This window comes from Cryobacterium aureum, from assembly GCF_002954245.1.
GTDB classification, from domain to species: Bacteria; Actinomycetota; Actinomycetes; order Actinomycetales; family Microbacteriaceae; genus Cryobacterium; species Cryobacterium aureum.
On sequence record NZ_PPTG01000048.1, the window covers coordinates 505374 to 526285 of the forward strand.

The 20912-nt window shown below is 64.9% G+C and carries 21 protein-coding genes and 1 tRNA gene; 15 read left to right on the forward strand and 7 right to left on the reverse strand.

Going from position 1 to position 20912, the window contains the following annotated elements:
• Positions 1-6: 6 nt before the first annotated feature.
• Complete coding sequence (locus tag CJ028_RS19190; RefSeq protein WP_105036762.1) at positions 7-1248, forward strand: D-alanyl-D-alanine carboxypeptidase family protein; 1242 nt, start codon at positions 7-9, stop codon at positions 1246-1248.
• Between the two features lie 65 nt (positions 1249-1313).
• Here the strand turns inward: CJ028_RS19190 and CJ028_RS19195 are convergent, their stop codons facing one another.
• Positions 1314-2102, reverse strand: coding sequence for an SGNH/GDSL hydrolase family protein (locus tag CJ028_RS19195; RefSeq protein ID WP_105036763.1), 789 nt, complete (start codon positions 2100-2102; stop codon positions 1314-1316).
• 81 nt (positions 2103-2183) lie between these two features.
• Between CJ028_RS19195 and CJ028_RS19200 the strand changes: the two genes are divergently transcribed.
• Positions 2184-4001 (forward strand): DEAD/DEAH box helicase, encoded by a 1818-nt coding sequence (locus CJ028_RS19200; protein ID WP_092340139.1) that lies wholly within the window; start codon positions 2184-2186, stop codon positions 3999-4001.
• 30 nt (positions 4002-4031) lie between these two features.
• Here CJ028_RS19200 and CJ028_RS19205 read toward each other — a convergent pair whose 3' ends face one another.
• The gene (locus CJ028_RS19205) at positions 4032-5234 is read right to left on the reverse strand and encodes a trans-sulfuration enzyme family protein (RefSeq protein WP_205684097.1); all 1203 of its coding nucleotides are present in this window, start codon (positions 5232-5234) and stop codon (positions 4032-4034) included.
• Between the two features lie 118 nt (positions 5235-5352).
• Here CJ028_RS19205 and CJ028_RS19210 point away from each other — a divergent pair, with 118 nt between their 5' ends.
• The gene (locus CJ028_RS19210; RefSeq protein ID WP_092107921.1) at positions 5353-5832 is read left to right on the forward strand and encodes an Lrp/AsnC family transcriptional regulator; all 480 of its coding nucleotides are present in this window, start codon (positions 5353-5355) and stop codon (positions 5830-5832) included.
• A 93-nt stretch (positions 5833-5925) separates the two neighbouring features.
• Here CJ028_RS19210 and cspE read toward each other — a convergent pair whose 3' ends face one another.
• Both cspE and CJ028_RS19220 read right to left on the reverse strand, forming a co-directional pair.
• Complete coding sequence (gene cspE / locus CJ028_RS19215) at positions 5926-6129, reverse strand: transcription antiterminator/RNA stability regulator CspE (protein WP_035840308.1); 204 nt, start codon at positions 6127-6129, stop codon at positions 5926-5928.
• A gap of 309 nt (positions 6130-6438) precedes the next feature.
• A complete protein-coding gene (locus tag CJ028_RS19220) occupies positions 6439-7275 on the reverse strand; it encodes a DUF3097 domain-containing protein (protein WP_105036766.1) in 837 nt (278 codons plus the stop codon).
• Positions 7276-7334: 59 nt separating this feature from the next.
• Here CJ028_RS19220 and CJ028_RS19225 point away from each other — a divergent pair, with 59 nt between their 5' ends.
• From CJ028_RS19225 to CJ028_RS19230, 3 genes are all read left to right on the forward strand, one after another.
• On the forward strand, positions 7335-8045 hold the full coding sequence (locus CJ028_RS19225) for an SOS response-associated peptidase (protein ID WP_105036767.1): 711 nt from the start codon (positions 7335-7337) through the stop codon (positions 8043-8045).
• A gap of 103 nt (positions 8046-8148) precedes the next feature.
• Complete coding sequence (locus CJ028_RS21115; protein WP_167395152.1) at positions 8149-8313, forward strand: hypothetical protein; 165 nt, start codon at positions 8149-8151, stop codon at positions 8311-8313.
• 247 nt (positions 8314-8560) lie between these two features.
• Positions 8561-9496: a nuclease-related domain-containing protein gene (locus CJ028_RS19230; RefSeq protein ID WP_105036768.1), complete on the forward strand. Its 936-nt coding sequence runs from the start codon at positions 8561-8563 to the stop codon at positions 9494-9496.
• Here CJ028_RS19230 and CJ028_RS19235 read toward each other — a convergent pair.
• On the reverse strand, positions 9493-10371 hold the full coding sequence (locus CJ028_RS19235) for a hypothetical protein (protein ID WP_205684098.1): 879 nt from the start codon (positions 10369-10371) through the stop codon (positions 9493-9495). The two genes, CJ028_RS19230 and CJ028_RS19235, sit on opposite strands and share 4 nt — an antisense overlap.
• Before the next feature lie 94 nt (positions 10372-10465).
• Between CJ028_RS19235 and CJ028_RS19240 the strand changes: the two genes are divergently transcribed.
• The 4 genes from CJ028_RS19240 to CJ028_RS19255 all read left to right on the forward strand — a co-directional run bounded on the left by CJ028_RS19240 (position 10466) and on the right by CJ028_RS19255 (position 13992).
• Positions 10466-10846: a hypothetical protein gene (locus CJ028_RS19240; RefSeq protein WP_105036769.1), complete on the forward strand. Its 381-nt coding sequence runs from the start codon at positions 10466-10468 to the stop codon at positions 10844-10846.
• A 102-nt stretch (positions 10847-10948) separates the two neighbouring features.
• Positions 10949-12100, forward strand: a complete 1152-nt coding sequence (locus CJ028_RS19245) for a LolA family protein (protein ID WP_240607427.1) — start codon at positions 10949-10951, stop codon at positions 12098-12100.
• 43 nt (positions 12101-12143) lie between these two features.
• On the forward strand, positions 12144-13130 hold the full coding sequence (locus CJ028_RS19250) for an ABC transporter ATP-binding protein (RefSeq protein WP_105036958.1): 987 nt from the start codon (positions 12144-12146) through the stop codon (positions 13128-13130).
• A 28-nt stretch (positions 13131-13158) separates the two neighbouring features.
• Positions 13159-13992 carry an ABC transporter permease gene (locus tag CJ028_RS19255; protein ID WP_105036770.1) on the forward strand — a complete coding sequence of 278 codons (834 nt, stop codon included), beginning with the start codon at positions 13159-13161 and terminating at the stop codon, positions 13990-13992.
• A gap of 94 nt (positions 13993-14086) precedes the next feature.
• Here the strand turns inward: CJ028_RS19255 and CJ028_RS19260 are convergent.
• Positions 14087-14171 (reverse strand) — tRNA-Leu (locus CJ028_RS19260).
• A gap of 124 nt (positions 14172-14295) precedes the next feature.
• Here CJ028_RS19260 and CJ028_RS19265 point away from each other — a divergent pair.
• The 3 genes from CJ028_RS19265 to mshC all read left to right on the forward strand — a co-directional run bounded on the left by CJ028_RS19265 (position 14296) and on the right by mshC (position 17989).
• The gene (locus CJ028_RS19265; protein WP_105036959.1) at positions 14296-15645 is read left to right on the forward strand and encodes a M20/M25/M40 family metallo-hydrolase; all 1350 of its coding nucleotides are present in this window, start codon (positions 14296-14298) and stop codon (positions 15643-15645) included.
• A gap of 89 nt (positions 15646-15734) precedes the next feature.
• Complete coding sequence (locus CJ028_RS19270; protein WP_105036771.1) at positions 15735-16589, forward strand: undecaprenyl-diphosphate phosphatase; 855 nt, start codon at positions 15735-15737, stop codon at positions 16587-16589.
• Positions 16590-16651: 62 nt separating this feature from the next.
• Positions 16652-17989 (forward strand): cysteine--1-D-myo-inosityl 2-amino-2-deoxy-alpha-D-glucopyranoside ligase, encoded by a 1338-nt coding sequence (gene mshC, locus CJ028_RS19275; protein ID WP_105036772.1) that lies wholly within the window; start codon positions 16652-16654, stop codon positions 17987-17989.
• 47 nt (positions 17990-18036) lie between these two features.
• Here mshC and CJ028_RS19280 read toward each other — a convergent pair whose 3' ends face one another.
• The gene (locus CJ028_RS19280; protein WP_105036773.1) at positions 18037-19011 is read right to left on the reverse strand and encodes a proteasome assembly chaperone family protein; all 975 of its coding nucleotides are present in this window, start codon (positions 19009-19011) and stop codon (positions 18037-18039) included.
• An 81-nt stretch (positions 19012-19092) separates the two neighbouring features.
• On the opposite strand from CJ028_RS19280, the gene CJ028_RS19285 reads away from it, so the two are divergent.
• Entirely contained in the window at positions 19093-19860 is a 768-nt protein-coding gene (locus CJ028_RS19285) for an HAD family hydrolase (RefSeq protein ID WP_276309404.1), read from the forward strand.
• Positions 19857-20858, forward strand: coding sequence for a tRNA (adenine-N1)-methyltransferase (locus tag CJ028_RS19290; RefSeq protein ID WP_105036774.1), 1002 nt, complete (start codon positions 19857-19859; stop codon positions 20856-20858). Before CJ028_RS19285 ends, CJ028_RS19290 begins: the two co-directional genes overlap by 4 nt.
• Positions 20859-20912 lie beyond the last annotated feature (54 nt).

Consider the following 20912-nt stretch of genomic DNA (forward strand, 5'->3'; position numbering starts at 1 on the left):
GAACGGATGTCTCCCTCCCGGCGTGTCCTCCTCCGGCGCCGAAGGCTGGCCGTCTTCAGTGTTCTCCTCGTTGTAGTGGGCGGAATCGGCTATGTCGGCGCCACCAACCTGGCCCCCGTACCGGGCAGCGCAGCAGCCCTCGTGCAACCGGCCGCACTCACCCAACCGGCGGCTGCACCGACCTGGCCGACCTTCGGCGAGAGTGCCATCGGGGCGGTGGGTTTTCCCGGCGTTCTGGCCTCGACCGGCGAGCAGGACACAGTGCCGATCGCGAGCATCACCAAAATGGTCACGGCCCTGGTCATCCTCGATGCCAAGCCACTCGCTGCCGGTGAGGACGGACCCGACATTACCTTCACCGACGCCGACGTGGACAGGTACTACGACGCGATCGCCGAGAACGGTTCGGTGGCACCGGTCGTCTCTGGAATGGTGCTCACCCAACGTGAGGCTTTTGAGGCGATGCTGCTGCCGTCGGCCAACAACTATGCATCTTCCCTCGCGGCGTGGGCGTACGGATCCGTGGACAACTACCTGACGGCTGCGAAAACTTGGCTGGCCGACAACGACCTGAGCCGGACAAGTATCGCCGACACGAGTGGCCTCTCCTCGTCGAGCGTAAGCAGCCTGGCCGACCTGGTCGAGATCGGCAAACTGGTCGTCGGCCACCCGGCCCTGGCCGAAATCGTCGCCCTCCCCTCGGCGGTCCTGCCAGTCATCGGCACCATCACCAACACCAACAAGCTGCTGGGGCGCGACGGGGTTGACGGCATCAAGACCGGTACAACGGATGTCGCTGGCGCCTGCCTACTGTTCTCGACCGATTTCACGGTCGGCACCAGCACGGTCACCCTCGTCGGGGTGGTGCTCGGCGGTGACACGCACTCCGAGCTCAACTCGGCAATCGGCGCGCTGATCGAGAGCGTGCAGCCCGGTTTTCATGAGGTGGTCCTCGCCGAAGAAGGTGCCGTGTTCGGCAGTTACACGACCGAGTGGGGTGATGAGAGCAACATCGTGGCCGAGAAGGCGGCATCCGTTCTGGTCTGGTCGGATTCACCGATCACCGGAGCGGTGACGGCCGATGATGTGCAGCTCGGCCGGGCCGGTGACGAGGTCGGTGACGTGATGTTCACGATCGGTGGCGCAACACCGACGACGATAGCCGTGCCGCTCGAACTCCACCAGACCCTGGCCGACCCCGGTCCGGCATGGCGCATGGGGCACCCCGGCCAACTCGCGGCCGGCTGACTCGCACCCGATCGACCGGCACGTTTCACGCCGCACTGCATCAAAACGAATGCGGGAAACTCCGGTCAGACCGGGGGGAGCGTGAACGGGCCGGCATCGGGCCGCTTGGGCAGCACGTGGTCGCCAGAGGACTGGTGGCGCACCCGGCGCAGCACCCAGGGCACCAGGTATTCCCGAGCCCAGGCGAGGTCTTCCGTGCGAGCCTGTCGCCAGGTGGTGCCCGGCATCGGCTCGGGTTCACTCGGTTCGAGGGAATTGCGCACGTTGAGGGTCTGCAACACCATGCGCGCGACCGTGTGGTGCCCGAGCGCGTTCAGGTGCAATCGGTCGGGCGCCCACCTGCGCGGGTCCTGAATCTCGGTGAGCTGCCACATGTCGGCCACTATGCAGTCGTACTTCGTGGCGATCGCGCGGATGTTCTCGTTGTAGATGGCGACCTTGCCGCGGATGCTGCGAAAAACGGGGGAGAAGCCCACATCGGCGCCGGTGAACAGCACGACCGTCGCGCCGTCGCTGGTCAAACGGGAAATGGCTTCGTCACAGCGGGCCGCGATGACGTCCGGGTCGGTTCCAGGGCGAATCACGTCGTTGCCGCCAGCCGAGATGGTGATCAGATCCGGGCGCAGGGCCAGAGCTGGTTCGATCTGCTCATCGGCAATCTGCCGGATGAGTTTGCCGCGCACGGCCAGGTTGGCGTACGCGAAATCCTCGGTGCCGTCACTGAGAATTTCGGCGACCCGGTCAGCCCAGCCGCGGTGCCCGCCGGGGCTCTGCTCTTCCGGATCGCCGATGCCCTCGGTGAATGAATCGCCGAGCGCGACGTAGCGCGACCATGGATGCTGTTGCTTCGTCATCGACCCATTCTGTCTGAACAGCCCCCGCTGGTCGAACCCGGCGCACGCGAACGTCGGTGGCCTTTGGTAGATTTGTCAGAAGTGAATACTCCATCGGTTTTCGGTCCCGCACAGGGAACGAGTGCAGCCGAACACCTGTCGCCGTCCTTCCCCGAACGCGCCGCCTGGGGCACCGCCGGCAAACTGCGTGCCTGGCAGGCCGAGGCGCTTGAAGCCTATTTCGTGCACGAACCGCGCGACTTTCTGGCCGCGGCCACGCCGGGCGCCGGCAAGACCACGTTTGCCCTGCGACTCGCTGCTGAACTTCGGTCCCGGCGCACCATCGATCGCATCACCGTCGTGGCGCCGACAGAGCATCTCAAGAACCAGTGGGCGGATGCCGCGGCGCGCGCGGGCATCCGTCTGGATCCCATGTTCAAGAACGCCGACCGCAGTTACGGCAGCCACTACCACGGCGTCGTGGTGACCTACGCGCAGGTGGCGGCGCGTGCCGCCCTCCACAAGCAGCTCACCGAGTCGAGTCGTACGCTCGTCATCCTCGACGAGATCCACCACGGAGGAGACGCCCTGAGCTGGGGCGACGCCATCCGCGAGGCCTTCGGCCCGGCCACTCGCCGTCTGTCCCTTACCGGCACTCCGTTCCGCTCGGACACCTCGCCCATCCCGTTCGTCAGCTACCTGCCCGATAAGCACGGCATCCGCATGTCGCAGAGCGACTACGCCTACGGCTACGGGCGCGCCCTGGCCGACGGCGTCGTGCGCCCGGTGATGTTCATGGTCTACGCCGGGCACATGAAGTGGCGCACCCGCGCCGGCGACGAGATGGAAGCCAAGCTCGGCGAGGGCAATACCAAGGACATCACCAGCCAGGCCTGGCGCACCGCGCTCGAGCCGAGCGGCCAGTGGATCCCCTCCGTATTGCGTGCCGCCAACTCGCGCCTGACCGAAGTGCGGCACGGAATACCGGATGCCGGCGGCCTCGTCATCGCCACCGACCAGACCACCGCACGCGCCTACGCGGTCATCCTCGAGGACATCTGTGGCGAGCCGGTCACTATCGTGCTGTCCGACGAGAAGGAGGCGAGCGACCGCATCGATGAGTTCTCCAAGAACACCCGCCGCTGGATGGTGGCTGTGCGCATGGTGTCAGAGGGCGTCGACGTTCCGCGCCTCGCCGTCGGCGTCTACGCGACTAGCGCAGCGACCCCGCTGTACTTCGCCCAGGCGATCGGCCGGTTTGTGCGGGCGCGGCGACGCGGTGAGACTGCATCCATTTTTCTGCCGAACGTTCCCGGGCTGCTCAGCCTGGCCAACGCGCTCGAGCTGGAACGCGACCACGCCCTCGATCGCAGCAACCGTGAAGACGGCGACGACGGCATGTACAACCCCGAAGACGCCATGGTCGCCGCGGCGAACAAGGAGGAGAAAGCGTCCGATGACCTCGGCCTGGACGATTTCACCTGGCAGGCCCTCGACTCCCAGGCCACCTTCGACATGGTCATGTTCGACGGAGATGAATTCGGCGAGCTGGCTGAGCCTGGCACCGACGAGGAGTTCGACTTCATCGGTATCCCGGGCCTGCTCGAGCCGGAGCAGGTCTCTGAGCTGCTTCGGCAACGCCAGTCGCGGCAGTCCAAGCGCTCCACCGATAAGCGCAAAGACCCGGTGACCGGTGAAATCGCCCCGCTTGAGCCGCCGCCCCTGTATCGCACCCTCAAGGAACAGCGCACCCTGCTGTCGAGCCTGGTCGGCATGTGGTCGAAGCTGGCTAATGAACCGCACGGCATGATCCACGCCGAGATGCGGCGAATCTGTGGCGGGCCTGCCGTTGCCCAGGCCAGCGTCACCCAGCTGCAGATGCGCATCGACCTGCTGCGCCGGCGCCTCGGCCGCAGCTGATTCAGCGAAACTCCCGAGCGGCTGCCCGATCTAGCCGGCTTCACCGTAGCTGCTGCCCGCACCGACCGGCACCCGGGCCACCAACAGGGCGGTCAGAATGTCGTCCATCAGGTCGTCTACGTGCTCCAGCCCAATGGAGATCCGCACGATCCCGGCGGCCGGCCGGGCGTCGGGCGCGACCGGTCGGTGCGTGAGTGACGCCGGATGCTGCACCAGGGAGTCGACACCGCCGAGCGACACGGCGTGGGTGATCAGACGCAGTGCCTCGGTGAAACGCAGGGCCGCCGCGTAGCCGCCGAGATCTAGGGCGAGGAGCGACCCGGCGCCCGAGCACTGCCGCCCGATCAACCCCTGCGGATCCTGGCCGGGCAGGCCGGGGTAGAGCACACGCACCAGAGCCGGGTGTCCAGCCAGTCGACTCGCCACTTCCGCCGCCGTCGCCTGCTGGGCGCGTACCCGCACCGGAAGGGTACGCAATCCGCGGTGCAGCAGGTAGGCATTGAACGGGGTCAGCAGCCCACCGGTGAGCGCCCGCACCTGCCGCAGGCGCACCATCCACTCGTCGGGCCCGGAGACAGTCCCGCCCATGGCGTCGCCGTGTCCGCCGAGAAACTTGGTTGCGCTGTGCAGCACGAGCGTGGCGCCGCACTGCAGCGGACGCTGAAGTACGGGAGTGGCAAAGGTGTTGTCCACCAGCACCGGCACGTCGCCGGCCGCGTCGACGACCGCCCGAATATCGGTCAGTTCAAGGGTCGGGTTGGCCGGCGTCTCCAGAATGACCAGGCCGGTGTCCGAGCGGATGGCCGCGGTCAGCCCGACCAGATCGGTCCAGGTGACCGTTGTGCCGAGCAGCCCGCTCGCCAGGACGTGATCGGTCCCACCATACAGCGGTCGCAGGGCGACGATGTGCGGTTTGCCGGCGGTGACCGTCGCGATCAGGGTCGCGGTGAGGGCGGCCATTCCGGTCGCGAAGGCGACTGTGCCTTCGGCTTGTTCCAACGCCGCGAGCGCGCTTTCGAAGCGGGCGACTCCGGGCTGCCAGAGGCGCTGGTACACGGCCGAGTCCCCTGGTTTCGGGGTTCCGCCGGTCGCGAGATTCTCGTACGACTCACCGCCGGACTCCACGCCGCGCAGCGGATTGGTGGTGGATAGGTCGATACTCGGAACGTGAACGCTGGCCTCGGTGAGGCCGTCCATTCCGGCATGCACGGCAAGGGTTTCAATATGTGACATCGGTGGCAGCATGCCCTCACAGAAACAGATTCTGTGCGCCCGCGCAAGTGACCCTGCAGACCCTTGCAAATCCAAGACCCGAATCGCATAAACTCCTTAGTAACGAGGGAGTCTGTTGATGGAATCGAAGAAGCCGGAACTTGATCGGGTTGACCGCGCGCTGTTGCGCGCCCTGTCGGTCAATGCCAGGGCTTCGGGAGCTGCCCTGGCCAGTGAAATCGGCGTTGCCGAGTCCACTGTGTCGTTGCGCCTGCGTCGCCTGCAGCAGCTCGGCCACATTCGTGGCTACCGGGCCAATATCGACCTGGCTGCCCTTGGTGCCAGCCTGCAGGCGCTTATCTCGGTGCGGCTGGCCAAGCACGCCCGGGTGCAGATCGACGACTTTCGGAACGCCGCCCCGCACTGGCCCGGTGTGATCGGGCTGTTCCACACGGCTGGTGCCGACGACTACCTGCTGCACGTGGCCGCAGCGGATGCGTCCCACTTGCGTGACTTCGTGCTCGAGCACCTGGCCGAGCATCCGGCAGTCGCCCACACCGAGACCAACCTCATCTTTGAGTATGTCGACGGCGATGGCTGGCAGGACCTGGTGAAGTAACCGGTGGCCTGCCCCGGCATCAGCGGGCGGGCGCATCCGCTTAAAACAAGAACGCCCCCCGCGTGAGCGGGAGGCGTTCTTCGCAAGCTCTATTTAGAGGGCGCGGATGTTCTCGGCCTGAGGACCCTTGGGGCCCTGGGTTACCTCGAACTCGACCTTCTGGTTCTCGTCGAGGGACTTGTAGCCATTCGACGCGATCGCGGAGTAGTGCGCGAAAACATCGGCGCTTCCGTCGTCGGGTGCGATAAAGCCGAAGCCCTTTTCAGCGTTGAACCATTTCACGGTACCTGTTGCCATTTGTAAAACTCCTCCAGGAGTGTTAGACCGGCCCCGACTGTCGGGACCGTTCGTCGCGGTATTCGTCGTCCGCTTCCGAAAGGAATGTGGCGCACTGACTACGATCCAGATGAATCACGATCAGTGCGTTTAAGACGTGCAAGCACTACAACTTCGAGTCCAACACTAGCCCACATGTCTGGATGGTTTCGGAATTCCCAGCTTTTTTGACATGAAAGCGTTACGTTTGCAGTAAAAAAACGGTGAACTCCGGGTCTACCACTGGCAGCCGGCCCTCTGGGAGCATCGCGAAATACTGTTCCCGGCGTGTCACTCGGCTGTCACAAAGTCGATCAGGTGTTCCACTCGGCCGAGAAGTTGCGGTTCCAGGTCGGCAAACGTGCGCACCTGGCCGAGAATGCGCTGCCAGGCCCTGGCGATGTCGGCCTGCTCCTCGCGCGGCCAGCCAAGCGCGTCGCAGATGCCGTGTTTCCACTCGACACTCCGAGGTATCTCCGGCCACGCCGTGAGGCCCACCCGGGCCGGTTTCACAGATTGCCAGACGTCGACGAACGGATGCCCAACCACCAGCACGCTCGCCGCATACGGCCCGCGCGCCACCGCTTCGGCAATGCGGCTCTCCTTCGAGCCCGGCACGAGGTGATCCACCAGAACTCCCACCCGACGCCCCGAGCCCGGACGGAATTCTCGAAGGATTTCGTCGAGATTATCGACACCCTCGATGTATTCCACGACGACCCCCTCGATGCGCAGGTCGGCGCCCCAGACCTTTTCCACCAGCTCGGCGTCATGCCGTCCCTCCACAAAGATGCGGCTGGCGCGAGCGATCCGGGCCGGAGCGTTCGGCACAGCGGTCGAGCCCGAGGCCGTGCGTACGCGTCCCAGCGCCGCGGCCATTGTCGGAGCGATCAGGGTGACCGGGCGCCCGTCGATCAGAAAGCCGGAACCGAGCGGAAACAGACGCAGTTTGCCGTGCCGATCTTCCAGTGTGACGATTTTCTTCTCCACGCGGATGACGGCACCGCAGAATCCGGTGGCGATTTCTTCGACGACCAGGTCACGGGTGGCCTCCTGGGTCGGAATGATTATGCGGCCGGCGTCGCGCCAGCCGGGGGAGAGCACGTCTGCACTGTATCGATCGTCCATTGCATCGACGCTAGCCGACGTCCGCTCTGCGCCCCGGTAGGACGCGGTATTCTGAAAATATGTGTGGTCGATTCATCATTACCGATACGGCGCCGGATCTGGCGGCCATGTTCGATGTCGAGCATGAGGGGGAGAACCTCCCGGAGCCGTCGTGGAACATCCGGCCTACCGAGCAGATTCCGATCGTGCTCGAATCCAAACGCACCGACCCGGCCGTGCGCCGCTTGGAATCGGCACGCTGGTCGCTGATCCCGTCTTTTGCGACCGAACCGACGTCGAAATTTCCGACCTTTAACGCTCGGGCAGAAACCGCCGCTGAAAAGCCGACGTTCAAGACCAGTGTCAGGTCACGGCGTGCCTTGGTTCCGGCGACCGGCTACTTCGAGTGGCACACCGAAGGCACCGTCAAAACGCCGTACTTCATCCACTCGGACGATGGCCTGCCGCTCGCGTTAGCCGGCCTGTATTCCTGGTGGAAGAATCCGGCCGCCGCTGACGCCGATCCGGCTCGGTGGGTGCTCTCAGCAACAATTTTGACCACGGAGGCCCAGGGCCCGCTCGCGCAGATTCACGACCGCACCCCGGTCGCCCTGCCGGAGGATTGGTGGGACCAGTGGTTGGATCCCGCCACCGAGGGCGATCAATCCCTGGTGGATGCCGCAGTGGCGGCGTCCCGCGAGGTGGTGGAATCGCTCAACTTTTACCAGGTTGCGCCGTTAACGGGTAACGGCCCCGAACTGATCGAGCCGGTCGACAACGATTCGATGTAATCGCACTCGGCCCCAACCGGTACGCTCGATTTAGTACTAATACTCTGTACGTTCAAATCAGTGGCTGCACACTTGCGCGGGCGCTGCACTGAAAGGAACAGCCATGAACATTGTCGCCTTCATCGTCGCGTTTGCGATCTTCGTCTTCGGTTTTTGGCTGTTCGGCCTGGCCTTCTCGGTCACCTCGCTGATGGCGCCGATTTTCATCGGCGGAATCCTGTGCGTGGCCATCGCCATGGCCATCCCATTTCACCTGCTGCGCAACTAGGCTCAGGCCCGCTGGTTGGCCGTCTAGTTGTACTGCCCAGCCACGAGGTCCCGAGCAGCAGCACGACGATGGCGCCGAGGCTCGCGAGCCCGGCCAATAGGACTCAATGGTCACAGGCTGATCGGGTCCAGAATGGACCGGTCACCCGCACAGCGCACGCTCGGCGCAGTGTCAGAATCGCACTGTATTGTGGGTTCTCGGTCGATTTCGCATCGATTGTCGTCGAATACGAGAGGTCCCGCCCAGGATGCAAGACAGCCCGGCCGCATCCACCCCCTACGAGGTCCTCGGAGTGAGCCCAACCGCGACCGAGGATGAGTTGCGTCGCGCCTATCGGTTGCTACTGCGTCAGACCCACCCCGATGTCGGCGGCAGCGCCACCAAATTCCATGCCGTGCAGCTCGCTTGGGAACGCATCGGCAGTCCGGAGAACCGGGCCGCCTACGATCGTCGCCGCTTCGGTGATCCAGAGCAGTCCGCTCCGGCGGATGCCTACGCCGCCCCCTCCGCCCGCGGCCCCGCCACCAAATCCAGCCTGAAAACCCGCATGCACGGCCACCCAGGCGGCCAGGCGCGCCTGAGATACCTCGATTTAGTGCGCGAATGGGCTGGCCGCGGCACGGTCATTAGCGATCCGTACGCCCCCGCGCTGATTCGCAGCGCCCCGAAACTTGTGCGGCACTGCCTGGCGAAGGCGCTGGCCGAAGAGGCCACAGCCCAGCTTGTGGCCAATCTCGGCATTGGTTTCACGGCCTGGCACGACATCGACACCGGGGGTCAGACCGACAAACTCGACCACATCGTCCTCGGCCCGGCCGGACTCTTCGGTCTGCTCTCTGAAGATTGGGGCGGCCAAGTGCAGTTGCGCCGCGGCGAACTGGTCGGCGATGAACTGCCGGAGGAGGATCGCCCGATTCACCAGTTCGAGGATGCCGCCCGCTCGATCAGTCGAACGCTGAAGGTACGCTTCACCGCGCTGATCGTCGTACTTCCCGACGGCACCCTTGATGGACCGGTCTCGCTGCCCAAGCGGGGCAGGCGACCGATGATCATTGTGATTCCGCGGTCCCGCCTGGTCGGCGTGCTGCGCGAGGGACTGACCGGTATGGAACGCGGCAGCTTCGAGAAAGTTTTCGAGCTGCGCAGCACCCTGCAAAACGGCATCCGCTTCGTGAATACCTAGGCCGGCAGGGCCAGCTTCTTCACCCAGTACCGCAGAAAGGTTGCCCCTGCCTCGTCGTGGATCTGGTCGCCGATCACGATCACGGGGTACGGCCGATCCAGAATGCCGTCGGACGGGCGTACGTCGACGTGGGATACGTCGTAGCCGGCCTCGTGCAGGTGATCGGCCATGCGATAGTCGCTGCGGGAATCGCCCATTGATCGCCAGAGTCGGGGCAACGGGCCGCTCTTGGAGAAGTGGGCGAGGGCTCGCTTCGCGGCATGGTCTTTGTCGAGCGTGACCGACTCGATATCGGTTGAGATGATGGTGGGGTCCAGCCGAAACGGAATTTGACCAGATTCGTCGGGCGACCGGCGATCGTCGAGACGCACGCCGAGCCCATGGTTCACCATGAGCGCAAAAGCGGCGTCGTTGAATGCAGATTGGCGGGCGAGAAAGTCCGCATGGCTCACATCTGTGCGCTGTTCGACCGAGATCATCGCCTGCTTGGTCTCGTCAAAGAACATCTCGGCTGCGAACGAGTCAACAACCAGCTGACGCACGTCGTCGATGACGGACGCCGGCAGGGCAACACTCTGATCGACGATGACGTCCCCCATGCCGTCAGGCCCGATCGGAAACCACACCGCGCCCTTTTCACAGACGCCGTACATGCGAAAGGTCTCAGGCAGCCCTGCCTCGACGAGCGGATCGACAACTTGTTCCCGAATAAAGTCGGCTGAACGCCCGGTGATGAATGCGATCGGTACGTGTCCGGCCGCCAGAGTGATCAGGTCCGCGAGAATGCTCGGCGTCGCAATGGTGCGCGTGATCGGGCTCGCAATCGGGCCGTCGACATCGAGGAGCAGTCCGAGCGGCGGCAGGGGAGCAGGCATGTCGCCATTGTTCCACAAGGGTCGCAGCTGAATCGGGCCGCAGCTTGTAGTGGATGCTGCGCCCGGCCAACCAAACGCCTATCGTTGTAGAAAGATGATTACGCGACGAGAAGTAGCACTGCGCCTGGACATACCGCTGGAAATGGCGGCACGCCACGGGATCCCGTCGCGCCTCAGCGAGGGCCAACTCGCCAAACTCGAGGCCGAACCGCCGGCCTGGCTGGTGCAGTCGCGCGCCAATCGCACCGGAAAGAAGCCCGTTTGGGTGCAATTGACCTGCACGATCTGTGGATACACCGAAGCTGTACGCCCCAAGAAGTGGTGGCCGACGTTTACCTACATCAGTTGTTCGAACCACGGTTTCGATGAACTGCCCGAACCGGCCGCCGGCTTTGGCCGCACCGAGTGTGACGGCATCGGCAGCCAGTTCATCGGCATCACCGATGAGGCGCTGAGCCCGCCCGAACCGAGCTGACCCGCCCTCCGCGCTGCTGAAAGTACGCTGATCGGGCAGCCGATGGGCACCGCAAGGGGCGTACGATCCAGGTATGAATCTGAACGCATCGGGTCGTTGACCATGTCCCGCAAATCATTGAAGTGGCTTCCGGCCGTCGTCGTACCTGCCGTCGTCGTCGCAGCTGTCATCGCCGTGCCGCTTGCGGCCGGTGCTGCCGTCGATTTGCCCGACAAGACGGCCGAGCAGGTTCTGCTCCTGGTCAACGACAGCACGGTGTCGACCTTCTCGGGAACGGTCGCCCAATCCACTGATCTTGGCCTGCCCAGTCTCGACCTGGGCGCGGGCATGTCAGGGGCCATGCCGAAAGGCACGAGCGATTCCGGTGCCGGGATGTCGTCGGCCGATGCCGTGAGCACGGCCATCGAACTGCTCAGCGGCTCCCACGAGTTTCGCGTGTACGTCGGTGGCGAGAGCCAGTCCCGCGTACAAATCAAGGACCGCATGGCTGAACGCGATGTCGTGCACAACGGCAGCGACGTCTGGTTGTACGACTCGAGCACCAACGCGGCGACCCACCTGAGCATTCCGGCCGATCTTCTGGCCACCGCCCAGTCGAAGGCCGCTGAACTCGACTCGAAGCTCCCGGCCGACCTGTCGACTCCGGCTCAGGTCGCCGAGCGTTTTCTTGAAAACCTAGACCCGAGTACAACGGTCTCGGTCGGCACCGACACCCGGGTCGCCGGGCGCAGCGTCTATCAGCTGGTGCTGACTCCGAAAACGACCGACACCCTCGTCGCATCCGTTTCGATCGCGGTGGACTCTGAGACCGGCCTGCCGCTGCAGGTGACCGTCGAAGCTCAGGGGCAGAATGCTCCGGCTCTGATGGTGGGATTCACCGCCATTGACTTCGCGGCTCCGAACGCTGACCTGTTCGATTTCGTGCCGCCGGCCACCGCCGCGGTGACGGAGCAGGCACTACCGACCAGGCCCGACGGCGCTGACAGCGCTACCGACAGCCACCCGGGCGACCACAGCCCGGCAGCGGTGGATTCCCCGGTCGTCACGGGCACGGGCTGGTCCAGCATCGTCGAGGTGCCCGCCACCGCAGTACCGGCCGAGTTAGGCGATAACCCCATGCTCGAGCAGCTCACCGAAACCGTCGCGGGTGGACGAGCCCTGACCACGTCGCTCCTGACGGTATTCCTGGCCGCCGACGGTCGCGTCTTCGCCGGTGCAGTTCCACTGGCGCAGCTCCAGGCCGCCGCCGAGTGACCCGCATCGCAGCGGTCGTCACGGCAACGTTTCGAACAATACCGTGACTAGCGTCACCCCGGAGCTCACCCCGCCCGCCCAGAGCCTCGCCATCGAGAGTCGGAGTCTCACCAAACGGTTTGGCCGCCAAACTGCGGTTAACGGCATCGACCTCACTGTTCCCCGCGGCTCCGTATTTGGTTTTCTCGGTCCCAACGGTTCCGGTAAAACCACCACGATTCGTATGCTGCTGGCCCTCAGCCAGGCCACCAGCGGAACGATCACCGTGCTCGGCCAGAGCATGCCGGCCGGGCTGCACGAGGTGCTACCCCGCGTCGGCGCCCTGGTTGAAGGTCCCGCGTTCTATCCCTTTCTCTCCGGGGCGGCCAATCTGCGCCGGCTGGACACCGCCGATCGGCACGCGCCAGGTCAGACCCGCCGCGCCCGGGTGCACCTGGCCCTGGAACGCGTGGGCCTCACCCACGCCGCCGACAAAAAGGTGCAGGCCTATTCACTGGGCATGAAGCAGCGGCTGGGCATTGCCAACGCCCTGCTGCTCCCCAGGGAGCTGCTCATCCTCGATGAGCCCACAAACGGCCTCGACCCCCAGGGCACCCGGGAAGTGCGCAGCCTCGTGCGCTCCCTGGCTGCCGAGGGAACGACCGTGTTCGTCTCCAGCCATTTGCTGGCCGAGGTCGAGCAGATGTGCACGCACGCTGCAGTGATGAGCGCCGGCAGCATCGTTGCGCAGGGCACCCTGGCCGCCCTGCGCGCAGTTGGGGAGGCCCGGATACGCGTGCGCACACCGGATACCGCGGGCGCCCTCCGCGTACTGACCCACCTGGGGCTGGAGCCAACGCGCGCTCCGCTGGACGATCCTGACCCGAACGTCGTGGTTGCACCGCTGGTCGGTGATAGCTGGCTCCCTGAGGCGATCGTGACCGCTCTCGTGGCCGGCGGGGTGCGCATTCGCGGCTTCGCGATCGAGGACCCCAGCCTCGAGGAACGCTTCGTCGCTCTGACCGGGGAGGGGTTCGATGTCGTCCAGTGACGTGCGGCGAGGTGCGCGACCGAGCGTAATGCCAAAGCGCAGCAGCAGCGGATGGTCGCTGCTTGGTTCCGAAATCTCGGTACTGTTCCGTCGACGCCGAACCTGCGCCATGCTGGCCGCCGTGGCCCTCATCCCGATTCTGCTCGCTGTGGCCGTGCGACTGTCGTCGGAGGCACTGGCCCCGGGGGAAGGACCGCCGTTTCTGGATCGAGTGACCCAGAACGGCCTGTTCGTCGGCTTCACCGCGATGGTCGTTGCCATTCCGCTGTTCCTGCCGCTGACCATTGGAGTGGTCGCGGGGGATACCATCGCCGGGGAAGCCGGCCTCGGCACCCTGCGCTACCTGCTGGTGGCGCCGGCCGGCCGCGTGCGGCTCCTGCTCGTCAAATACGCCGGAGCTGCCCTGTTCTGCCTGGTGGCGACGCTGACCCTCACGGTGTCCGGAGCGATCATCGGGGCGGTACTGTTCCCGGTCGGTCCAGTCACGCTGCTCTCCGGCGACACCATCAGCGTCAGCGAATCGCTCGCGCGCTCACTGCTGGTGGCCTCCTATGTCACGGTGTCCCTGCTGGGCCTGTCCATGATCGGGCTGTTCATCTCTACGCTCACCGACGTTCCCGTCGGGGCCATGGCGGCGACGATCGTGGTCTCGGTGGTCGCGCAGATCCTCGATGTCATCCCGCAGCTGTCCTGGCTGCACCCGTGGCTGTTCAGCCACTACTGGCTCGGTTTCGCTGACCTGCTGCGGCAGCCTCTCGACCTCGGCTCGTTCGGGCAGAATGCGATCCTGCAGCTGTGCTACCTGGCCATTTTCGGGGCGTTGGCCTACAGCCGGTTCGTGACCAAGGACATCCTGTCCTGACGGAGCCTAGCAACGAGACAGGGCCGGATCCAATGGATCCGGCCCTGTGAACTGTCTCAACCAGTCCTCGTTGATCTCTCGAAAGAAATCTCCGTGTCCGAGATGGGAATTGAACCCACACGCCCTTAACGGGCACTGGCACCTCAAGCCAGCGCGTCTACCAATTCCGCCACCCGGACTGGGTGAAACGGCCTCCGGATGAACCGGCTGCCGAGGTAATAACTTAGCACGGATTAGAACCCCCGTTGTGTCACCGGCACCGGTGCCGACGGGTAGCGTTTGACCATGGCTTCCCTTTCGAACATGCCCCCGGCCGCAAAATCCGCTGAATCAGTGGCTCGCCCGCCGATAGCGCTCGCCCAGAAACTTGATCTGACTGCGAAGATCGCGCGGGATCTCATCCGCTTCGACACCACGAACTACGGTGAGGGGCGTTCCAACGGCGAAACGGATGCCGCCGAGTACGTGGCCGAGAAGCTGCGCGCCCTCGGCCTGAAACCCGAGCTGTTCGATTCCGAACCGGGCCGCACCAGTGTGGTGGCGCGGGTGAAGGGACGCGATGCGTCGCGACCAGCCCTGGTCGTGCACGGTCATCTCGATGTCGTACCGGCCGACGCGGCCAACTGGAGCGTCGACCCGTTCGCCGGCGTCATCAAGGACGGACTGCTCTGGGGTCGTGGCGCTGTCGACATGAAGAACATGGACGCGATGATCCTGGCCTCGCTGCAGGACGTGATCGGCGCCCAAGGCGCACCGGAGCGTGACCTTGTCATCGCGTTCTTCGCCGATGAGGAGGCGGGCGGCGTGCTCGGCTCGCACTTTCTAGTCAAAGCGCATCCGCACCTGTTCGACGGGGCCACCGAAGCGATCAGCGAGGTCGGCGGCTACTCGATCACTCTCGGCGGCAAACGTGCCTACCTGCTGCAAACCGGGGAGAAGGCGCTGATCTGGGTCAAGCTCGTCGCGCGCGGTGAGGCCGGACACGGCTCCCGTATGCACCCGAACAACGCCGTCACCCGGCTCGCGGAGGCCGTGGCGAAACTCGGGCGGCACGAATGGCCGATTCGCCTGACCGATACGACCGAGCAGCTGCTCGGCGAAATCGCCCGCATTCTCGATGTCGATCCGCAACGGGTCGGCCCCGACGAGCTCGCCCTGGCTACCGGCACAGCATCCGGTTTCATCCAGGCCAGCCTGCGCACGACGGCCAACCCCACCGGACTGACCGCCGGTTACAAGCACAACGTAATCCCCGATATGGCCGAAGCGCTCATCGACATTCGTTCGCTGCCGGGCGAGGAAGACCTCGTACTCGCCCAGATTCAGGAGATTGTCGGTTCCGACATAGAGATCGTCACGATGCACCGCGACATCGGGTTGGAGACCGAATTCAGCGGACCCCTGATCGAGGCGGTCGTGGGCACCCTGGAGCGCCACGACCCCGGGGCACCGGTGTTGCCGTACCTGTTGTCGGCAGGAACGGACAACAAGGCGCTGAGTACCCTCGGCATCAAGGGGTACGGCTTTGCACCGCTTCGCCTCCCGGCTGACTTGGACTTTCCTGCAATGTTCCACGGGGTGGATGAGCGGGTGCCGCTGGACGCATTAGTGTTTGGCAGGCAGGTTCTGACCGACCTGCTGTCCAGCTATTGACCTGAGCCCTGCCTGACCCAGGTGCGTCCGGGCTCGCTGGACAATTTGAGTAGCCCGAATATTCCGAGTAATCCGAGAAAGCGAAGCGTGTGGATTTTCTGAATGCCATCATCCTGGGCCTCGTTCAGGGGTTGACCGAGTTCCTTCCGGTGTCGTCGAGCGCCCATATCACCATCGTCGGCCAGTTTCTCGGCACCGGTGAAGACCCGGGGGCTCGGTTCACGGCCATCACCCAGATCGGTACCGAGGCTGCGGTCGTCATCTTCTTTTGGCGTGACATCGTGCGCATCATCGGCCAGTGGGCGAAATCTCTCACCGGTCGGGTTTCCCGCAAGGATCCGGATGCCCGCATGGGCTGGCTGATCATCCTGGGCTCGCTGCCCATCATCGTTCTCGGCCTGCTGTTTCAGAATCAGATCGAGACCGTGCTGCGCTCGCTCTGGATCACCGCCACCATGCTCATCGTCTTCGGAATTCTGCTCGGTATCGCCGACCAAGTCGGTGCCAAGCGGCGCCGACTGCAGGACATCACCTACGGGCACGGCGCAATCTACGGTTTCGCCCAGGCTCTCGCGCTCATCCCAGGGGTGTCCCGGTCAGGCGGTACCATCACCGCCGGGCTGTTCCTCGGTTACGAGCGCGCCGCTGCGGCCCGCTACGCCTTCCTGCTGGCGATTCCCGCCGTGCTCGGCAGCGGCTTTTACCAGGTCTACAAGTCCATCGCCGATCCCTGCCTGGCCGGCGCGACCACCTGCACTCCAGAAATTTTCGGACCGCTCGAAACCCTCGTGGCAACGATCATCGCCTTTTTCGTGGGTCTCGGCGTGATCGCCTTCTTCATGAACTACATCTCCAAGCGCAGCTTTCTGCCGTTCGTGATCTATCGCATCCTGCTCGGCATCGTGCTATTCGTGCTCCTCGGCACCAACGTCATCTCGGCTTAGCAGTAGCGAGCCCGGCCAGGCCGGCGCGCGAAGCGCTGCCCAGGGAAAGCTAGGCTGATTGAATGCGTGCATGGGAACGACCCGAAATTGACTCTGTCCCCGGCGAGTCGGGTGCACCCTGGCTCCACGACACAAAAACCGACAGCCTGGTGCTGGCCCAACCGCGCGATGCCGCCCGCCTTTACGTCTGCGGCATCACGCCCTACGACGCAACCCACATCGGCCACGCGAACACCTACCTCGCCTTCGACACCCTGCAGCGGGTCTGGATCGACGCCGGGTTTCGCGTGCACTACGCCCAGAACGTGACGGATGTCGACGACCCGCTCCTGGAGCGCGCGAGCGCCACCGGTGTCGACTGGCGCGACCTGGCCGAGTCGCAGGTTGAACTCTTCCGCACCGACATGCAAGCTCTCGGAATCATTCCGCCGAACGACTTTGTCGCCGTGACCGAGGTCATCGACGAGGTCGCCGCTGCCGTCGCGCTGCTGCAGGAAGCCGGACTGGCCTACCCGGTGCCGACCGACGACGCCATCGCCGGCGCCGACGGAACCATCGCCGCCGACCTCTACTTCGACATTCAGGCCGCCGAAGCCAGCACCGAGTGGACCCTGGGCGACGAAAGCAACCTCGACCAGGCCAGCATGCTCCGCCTGTTCGCCGAGCGCGGGGGAGACCCCGACCGGGCGGGCAAGCGCGATCGCCTTGACCCGCTGCTCTGGAAGGCGGCGCGTGCCGGTGAACCGGCCTGGGAATCGGCCGTGGGCGCTGGGCGCCCCGGTTGGCACATCGAGTGTTCGGTCATCGCCCTCAAGGAACTTGGCACGGACTTCACCGTGCAGGGCGGCGGGTCAGACCTGATCTTTCCGCACCACGATATGAGTGCCGGGCACGCCGAGGCGTTGTCCGGGCATCCGCTTGCCGGGGTCTACAGCCACACCGGCATGGTCGCTTACCGCGGCGAGAAGATGAGCAAGTCGCTCGGCAACCTCGTTCTGGTTTCGGGACTTCGTGCCCAGAATGTTGATCCCCGAGCGATTCGACTCGCTCTGCTGGCCCGCCATTACCGCACGGACTGGGAGTGGACCGCGGCTCTTCTGGATGAGGCCGTCGAGCGCCTGTCCATTTGGTCTGCGGCCTTCGGCGCAGAGTCGGTCGGCGCAGCGTCGGTCGGCACTGCGTCGGTCGGCACTGCAGCCGCGAACGCCTCCGAGAGCGCTGACGTGACGGCGACATCTGGTTCGGCGGCCGCTCTGGTGGGCGATCTCCGCCTGGCGCTCCGCCATGACCTGGATACGCCAGCGGCCCTGCAGCTCATCGATGACGCGGTCGCCAAGCCGATCGATGACGTCGGACTGGTCAATCAGGCCATCAGCGCGCTGCTCGGCGTCGCCCTGTAGGCACCACGACGTGCGCGTGCCGCTGAACCGGGGTCGAGTGCCGGTGCTTAGTGCCGTGGCCCGTCTGGCCTGGTACCGGGGCCGTCGGGACGGCCGTCGGCACGTCCATCGCGTCCGTCGCGTCCGTCGCGTCCGTCGGTGCCGCGCTTGCGCAGGTATTTCTCGAATTCCTGGGCGATCGCTTCGCCACTCGCCTCCGGCGAGTCAACGGTGTCGCGGGCCTGCTCCAGCTGAGCGATGTAGGCGGCCATCTCCTCGTCCTCGCCGGCCAGCACATCGATCCCGCTCTCCCATTCGGCCGCCTCGGTCACCAATGCGCCCCGGGGTATCACCACGTCGATGACCTCTTCCAGCTTGTCGATCAACGCGAGCATCGCCTTGGGCGACGGTGCGTTGTGCACGTAGTGGGGAACGGATGCCCAAATCGACAGGGTAGGAATGCCCACCGTCTCGGCGGCGTCCGACAGGACGCTGAGAATCCCGACGGGCCCCTCGTAATTGCTGCGTTCGATTTGCAGCTCGGCGCGCACCTGGGTGTTATCACTCGACACGAAGATCGAAATGGGCCGGGTGTGCGGAACGTCGGCGAGCATCGCGCCGAGGAACACGACGCCGCTCACGTCAGCGGCGAGGGCGGCGTCGAGAATCTCCGCAGCAAAACTCTTCCAACTGCGCGACGGCTCGGTCCCGATCAGCAGGTAGATATTGCCGGCATTCGTTCCACTGACCCGCAGCTGCGCGTCTTCGGCCAGCGGCACATTCGCCGCACCGGGGGTCGTCGGACCGTACATGATTGCGCTCGGCCAGCCGAGCGCGCGCACGCCAGCTTCATTCGTTGACACCGTCGGCCGGTTGAACTGGTAGTCGAAGTACAACTCCGGATCGACCTCGGTGATCATCTCGACGTCGAGAAGGTCTTTCAGCGCGCGAACCGCGCCGGTCGCGGCCTCGCCGGCATCGTTCCAGCCTTCGAAAGCAACGACCAGCAGCCGTCCGCCCAGAAACCCATTACCGTCAGCCACCGTGTTTGTCCTCAATTCCTCGTGCCTTCCGCGTGGAGGGCCTTCAGTCAAGGATAGGCGGTGGCCCTACACTTGAACCCCGTGAATGTTTTTCCTCTGCCGTTGCCCACGCCCGCTTCCCTTCCCGCCGCCGTTCTGTGGGACATGGACGGCACGATCGTTGACACCGAACCGTATTGGATGCGTGCGGAAACCGAGCTGGTGGCCGAATTCGGCGGCGTCTGGACCCACGATGACGGAATGCTGCTGGTCGGGTCCGGGTTGTGGAACTCGGCCGCGATCCTGCAAGCCCGAGGCGTAGACCTTACGCCTGATGCCATCGTCGCGCGCCTCACCGACCGCGTGCAGGAACAGCTGGCCGAACACGGTATTCCCTGGCGTCCAGGTTCTCGTGAGCTCCTGCAGCAACTGAAGATCGCCGGCGTACCGACCGCGCTCGTCACCATGTCGGTGGAGCGCATGGCCCGCCAGATCATCGACCTCATCGATTTCGCCGCCTTCGACGTTGTCGTCGCCGGCGACATGGTGAAAAACAGCAAGCCGCATCCGGATCCCTACCTGGTCGCCGCCGCGCGACTCGGCGTCGACCCGGCGGAATGCATCGCGATCGAGGATTCCGTGCCCGGTGTCGCATCCGCTGTCGCTGCTGGCACCATCACCATCGCAGTTCCCCACCAGGTCGACCTGCCGGAGAGCGCCGTGTACACTCGCTGGTCGACGCTCGACGGGCGAACGATCCACGACATTGCGGAGCTGTTTCAATCGTCGGAGCATTCCGATTCAGCCGCTCCCGTTCATCCTCTCGCCCCCATCGGGTTCGCCCGCAACGAAAGCGCACCACTCGCATGAGCAGCAACCAGGTTATTCAAAATAGTGGACTCTTCCGCATCGGCGACCGGGTGCAACTCACCGGGCCCAAAGGGCGCATGAACACCATCACCCTGCAGGAAGGCCTGACCTTTCACACCCATCGCGGCATTCTCGCGCACGACGACATCATCGGTCAGCCGGACGGCTCGGTCGTCACCAACAACGTCGGCGTCGAACACCTCGCGCTGCGCCCGCTGCTCGTGGACTTCGTGATGAGCATGCCACGCGGTGCCGCCATCATCTATCCCAAGGATGCTGCCCAGATTCTGGCGCAGGCGGACATCTTTCCGGGCGCCACCGTGGTCGAGGCCGGCGTCGGTTCGGGGGGGCTCTCACTCTGGCTGCTGCGCGCCATCGGACCGGCCGGCCGCCTCGCATCCTTTGAACGGCGTGAAGAATTCGCCGACGTCGCCCGCGACAACATCGCCACCTTTCTCGGAAACGATCCGCAAAACTGGACCATCACGCTCGGGGACCTCGCCGAGACGCTTCCCGACACCATGCCGTCCCAGAGCGTCGACCGGGTCGTCCTCGACATGCTGGCCCCCTGGGAATGCCTGGGCGCCGTCTCAGACGCTCTCAAGCCCGGTGGAGTGCTGCTGTGCTATGTCGCCACGGTGACGCAGCTGTCTCGCGTGGCCGAGGCCATCCGCGGTACCGGCTTGTACACCAATCCGGATTCCAACGAAACGATGATTCGCGGTTGGCATGTGGAAGGTCTCGCGGTACGACCCGACCACCGGATGATCGGCCACACCGGCTTCCTGATCACAGCTCGTCGCCTCGCTCCCGACACGATCCTGCCCGAATTGAAACGGCGTCCGTCGAAGACGGACTTCAGCGACGCCGATGTCGAAGCCTGGACGCCGGGAGCGCTCGGTGAGCGCAACGTCAGCGCGAAGGTCATGCGCAAACGCGTGCGCGCCGCGGGATCCAGCGCGGAGCTCTCCAAGGCTCGAGACCTCGACGCCGGTTAGGATAGGTTCGGCCCTTCAGGTTGTACCACGCCGAAGCCTGCGCCCCAGTTTCAA

What these genes read in the sequence shown, in the direction of transcription:
- CJ028_RS19290 (WP_105036774.1), top strand. Translation starts at nt 19,857, where the DNA reads ATGAGCAGCAACCAGGTTATTCAAAATAGTGGACTCTTCCGCATCGGC.
- CJ028_RS19220 (WP_105036766.1), bottom strand. Translation starts at nt 7,275, where the DNA reads ATGGACGATCGATACAGTGCAGACGTGCTCTCCCCCGGCTGGCGCGAC.
- CJ028_RS21115 (WP_167395152.1), top strand. Translation starts at nt 8,149, where the DNA reads ATGAACATTGTCGCCTTCATCGTCGCGTTTGCGATCTTCGTCTTCGGT.
- CJ028_RS19190 (WP_105036762.1), top strand. Translation starts at nt 7, where the DNA reads ATGTCTCCCTCCCGGCGTGTCCTCCTCCGGCGCCGAAGGCTGGCCGTC.
- CJ028_RS19205 (WP_205684097.1), bottom strand. Translation starts at nt 5,234, where the DNA reads ATGTCACATATTGAAACCCTTGCCGTGCATGCCGGAATGGACGGCCTC.
- CJ028_RS19230 (WP_105036768.1), top strand. Translation starts at nt 8,561, where the DNA reads ATGCAAGACAGCCCGGCCGCATCCACCCCCTACGAGGTCCTCGGAGTG.
- CJ028_RS19235 (WP_205684098.1), bottom strand. Translation starts at nt 10,371, where the DNA reads ATGCCTGCTCCCCTGCCGCCGCTCGGACTGCTCCTCGATGTCGACGGC.
- CJ028_RS19255 (WP_105036770.1), top strand. Translation starts at nt 13,159, where the DNA reads ATGCCAAAGCGCAGCAGCAGCGGATGGTCGCTGCTTGGTTCCGAAATC.
- CJ028_RS19265 (WP_105036959.1), top strand. Translation starts at nt 14,296, where the DNA reads ATGCCCCCGGCCGCAAAATCCGCTGAATCAGTGGCTCGCCCGCCGATA.
- CJ028_RS19225 (WP_105036767.1), top strand. Translation starts at nt 7,335, where the DNA reads ATGTGTGGTCGATTCATCATTACCGATACGGCGCCGGATCTGGCGGCC.
- CJ028_RS19210 (WP_092107921.1), top strand. Translation starts at nt 5,353, where the DNA reads ATGGAATCGAAGAAGCCGGAACTTGATCGGGTTGACCGCGCGCTGTTG.
- CJ028_RS19240 (WP_105036769.1), top strand. Translation starts at nt 10,466, where the DNA reads ATGATTACGCGACGAGAAGTAGCACTGCGCCTGGACATACCGCTGGAA.
- CJ028_RS19195 (WP_105036763.1), bottom strand. Translation starts at nt 2,102, where the DNA reads ATGACGAAGCAACAGCATCCATGGTCGCGCTACGTCGCGCTCGGCGAT.
- CJ028_RS19245 (WP_240607427.1), top strand. Translation starts at nt 10,949, where the DNA reads ATGTCCCGCAAATCATTGAAGTGGCTTCCGGCCGTCGTCGTACCTGCC.
- mshC (WP_105036772.1), top strand. Translation starts at nt 16,652, where the DNA reads ATGCGTGCATGGGAACGACCCGAAATTGACTCTGTCCCCGGCGAGTCG.
- cspE (WP_035840308.1), bottom strand. Translation starts at nt 6,129, where the DNA reads ATGGCAACAGGTACCGTGAAATGGTTCAACGCTGAAAAGGGCTTCGGC.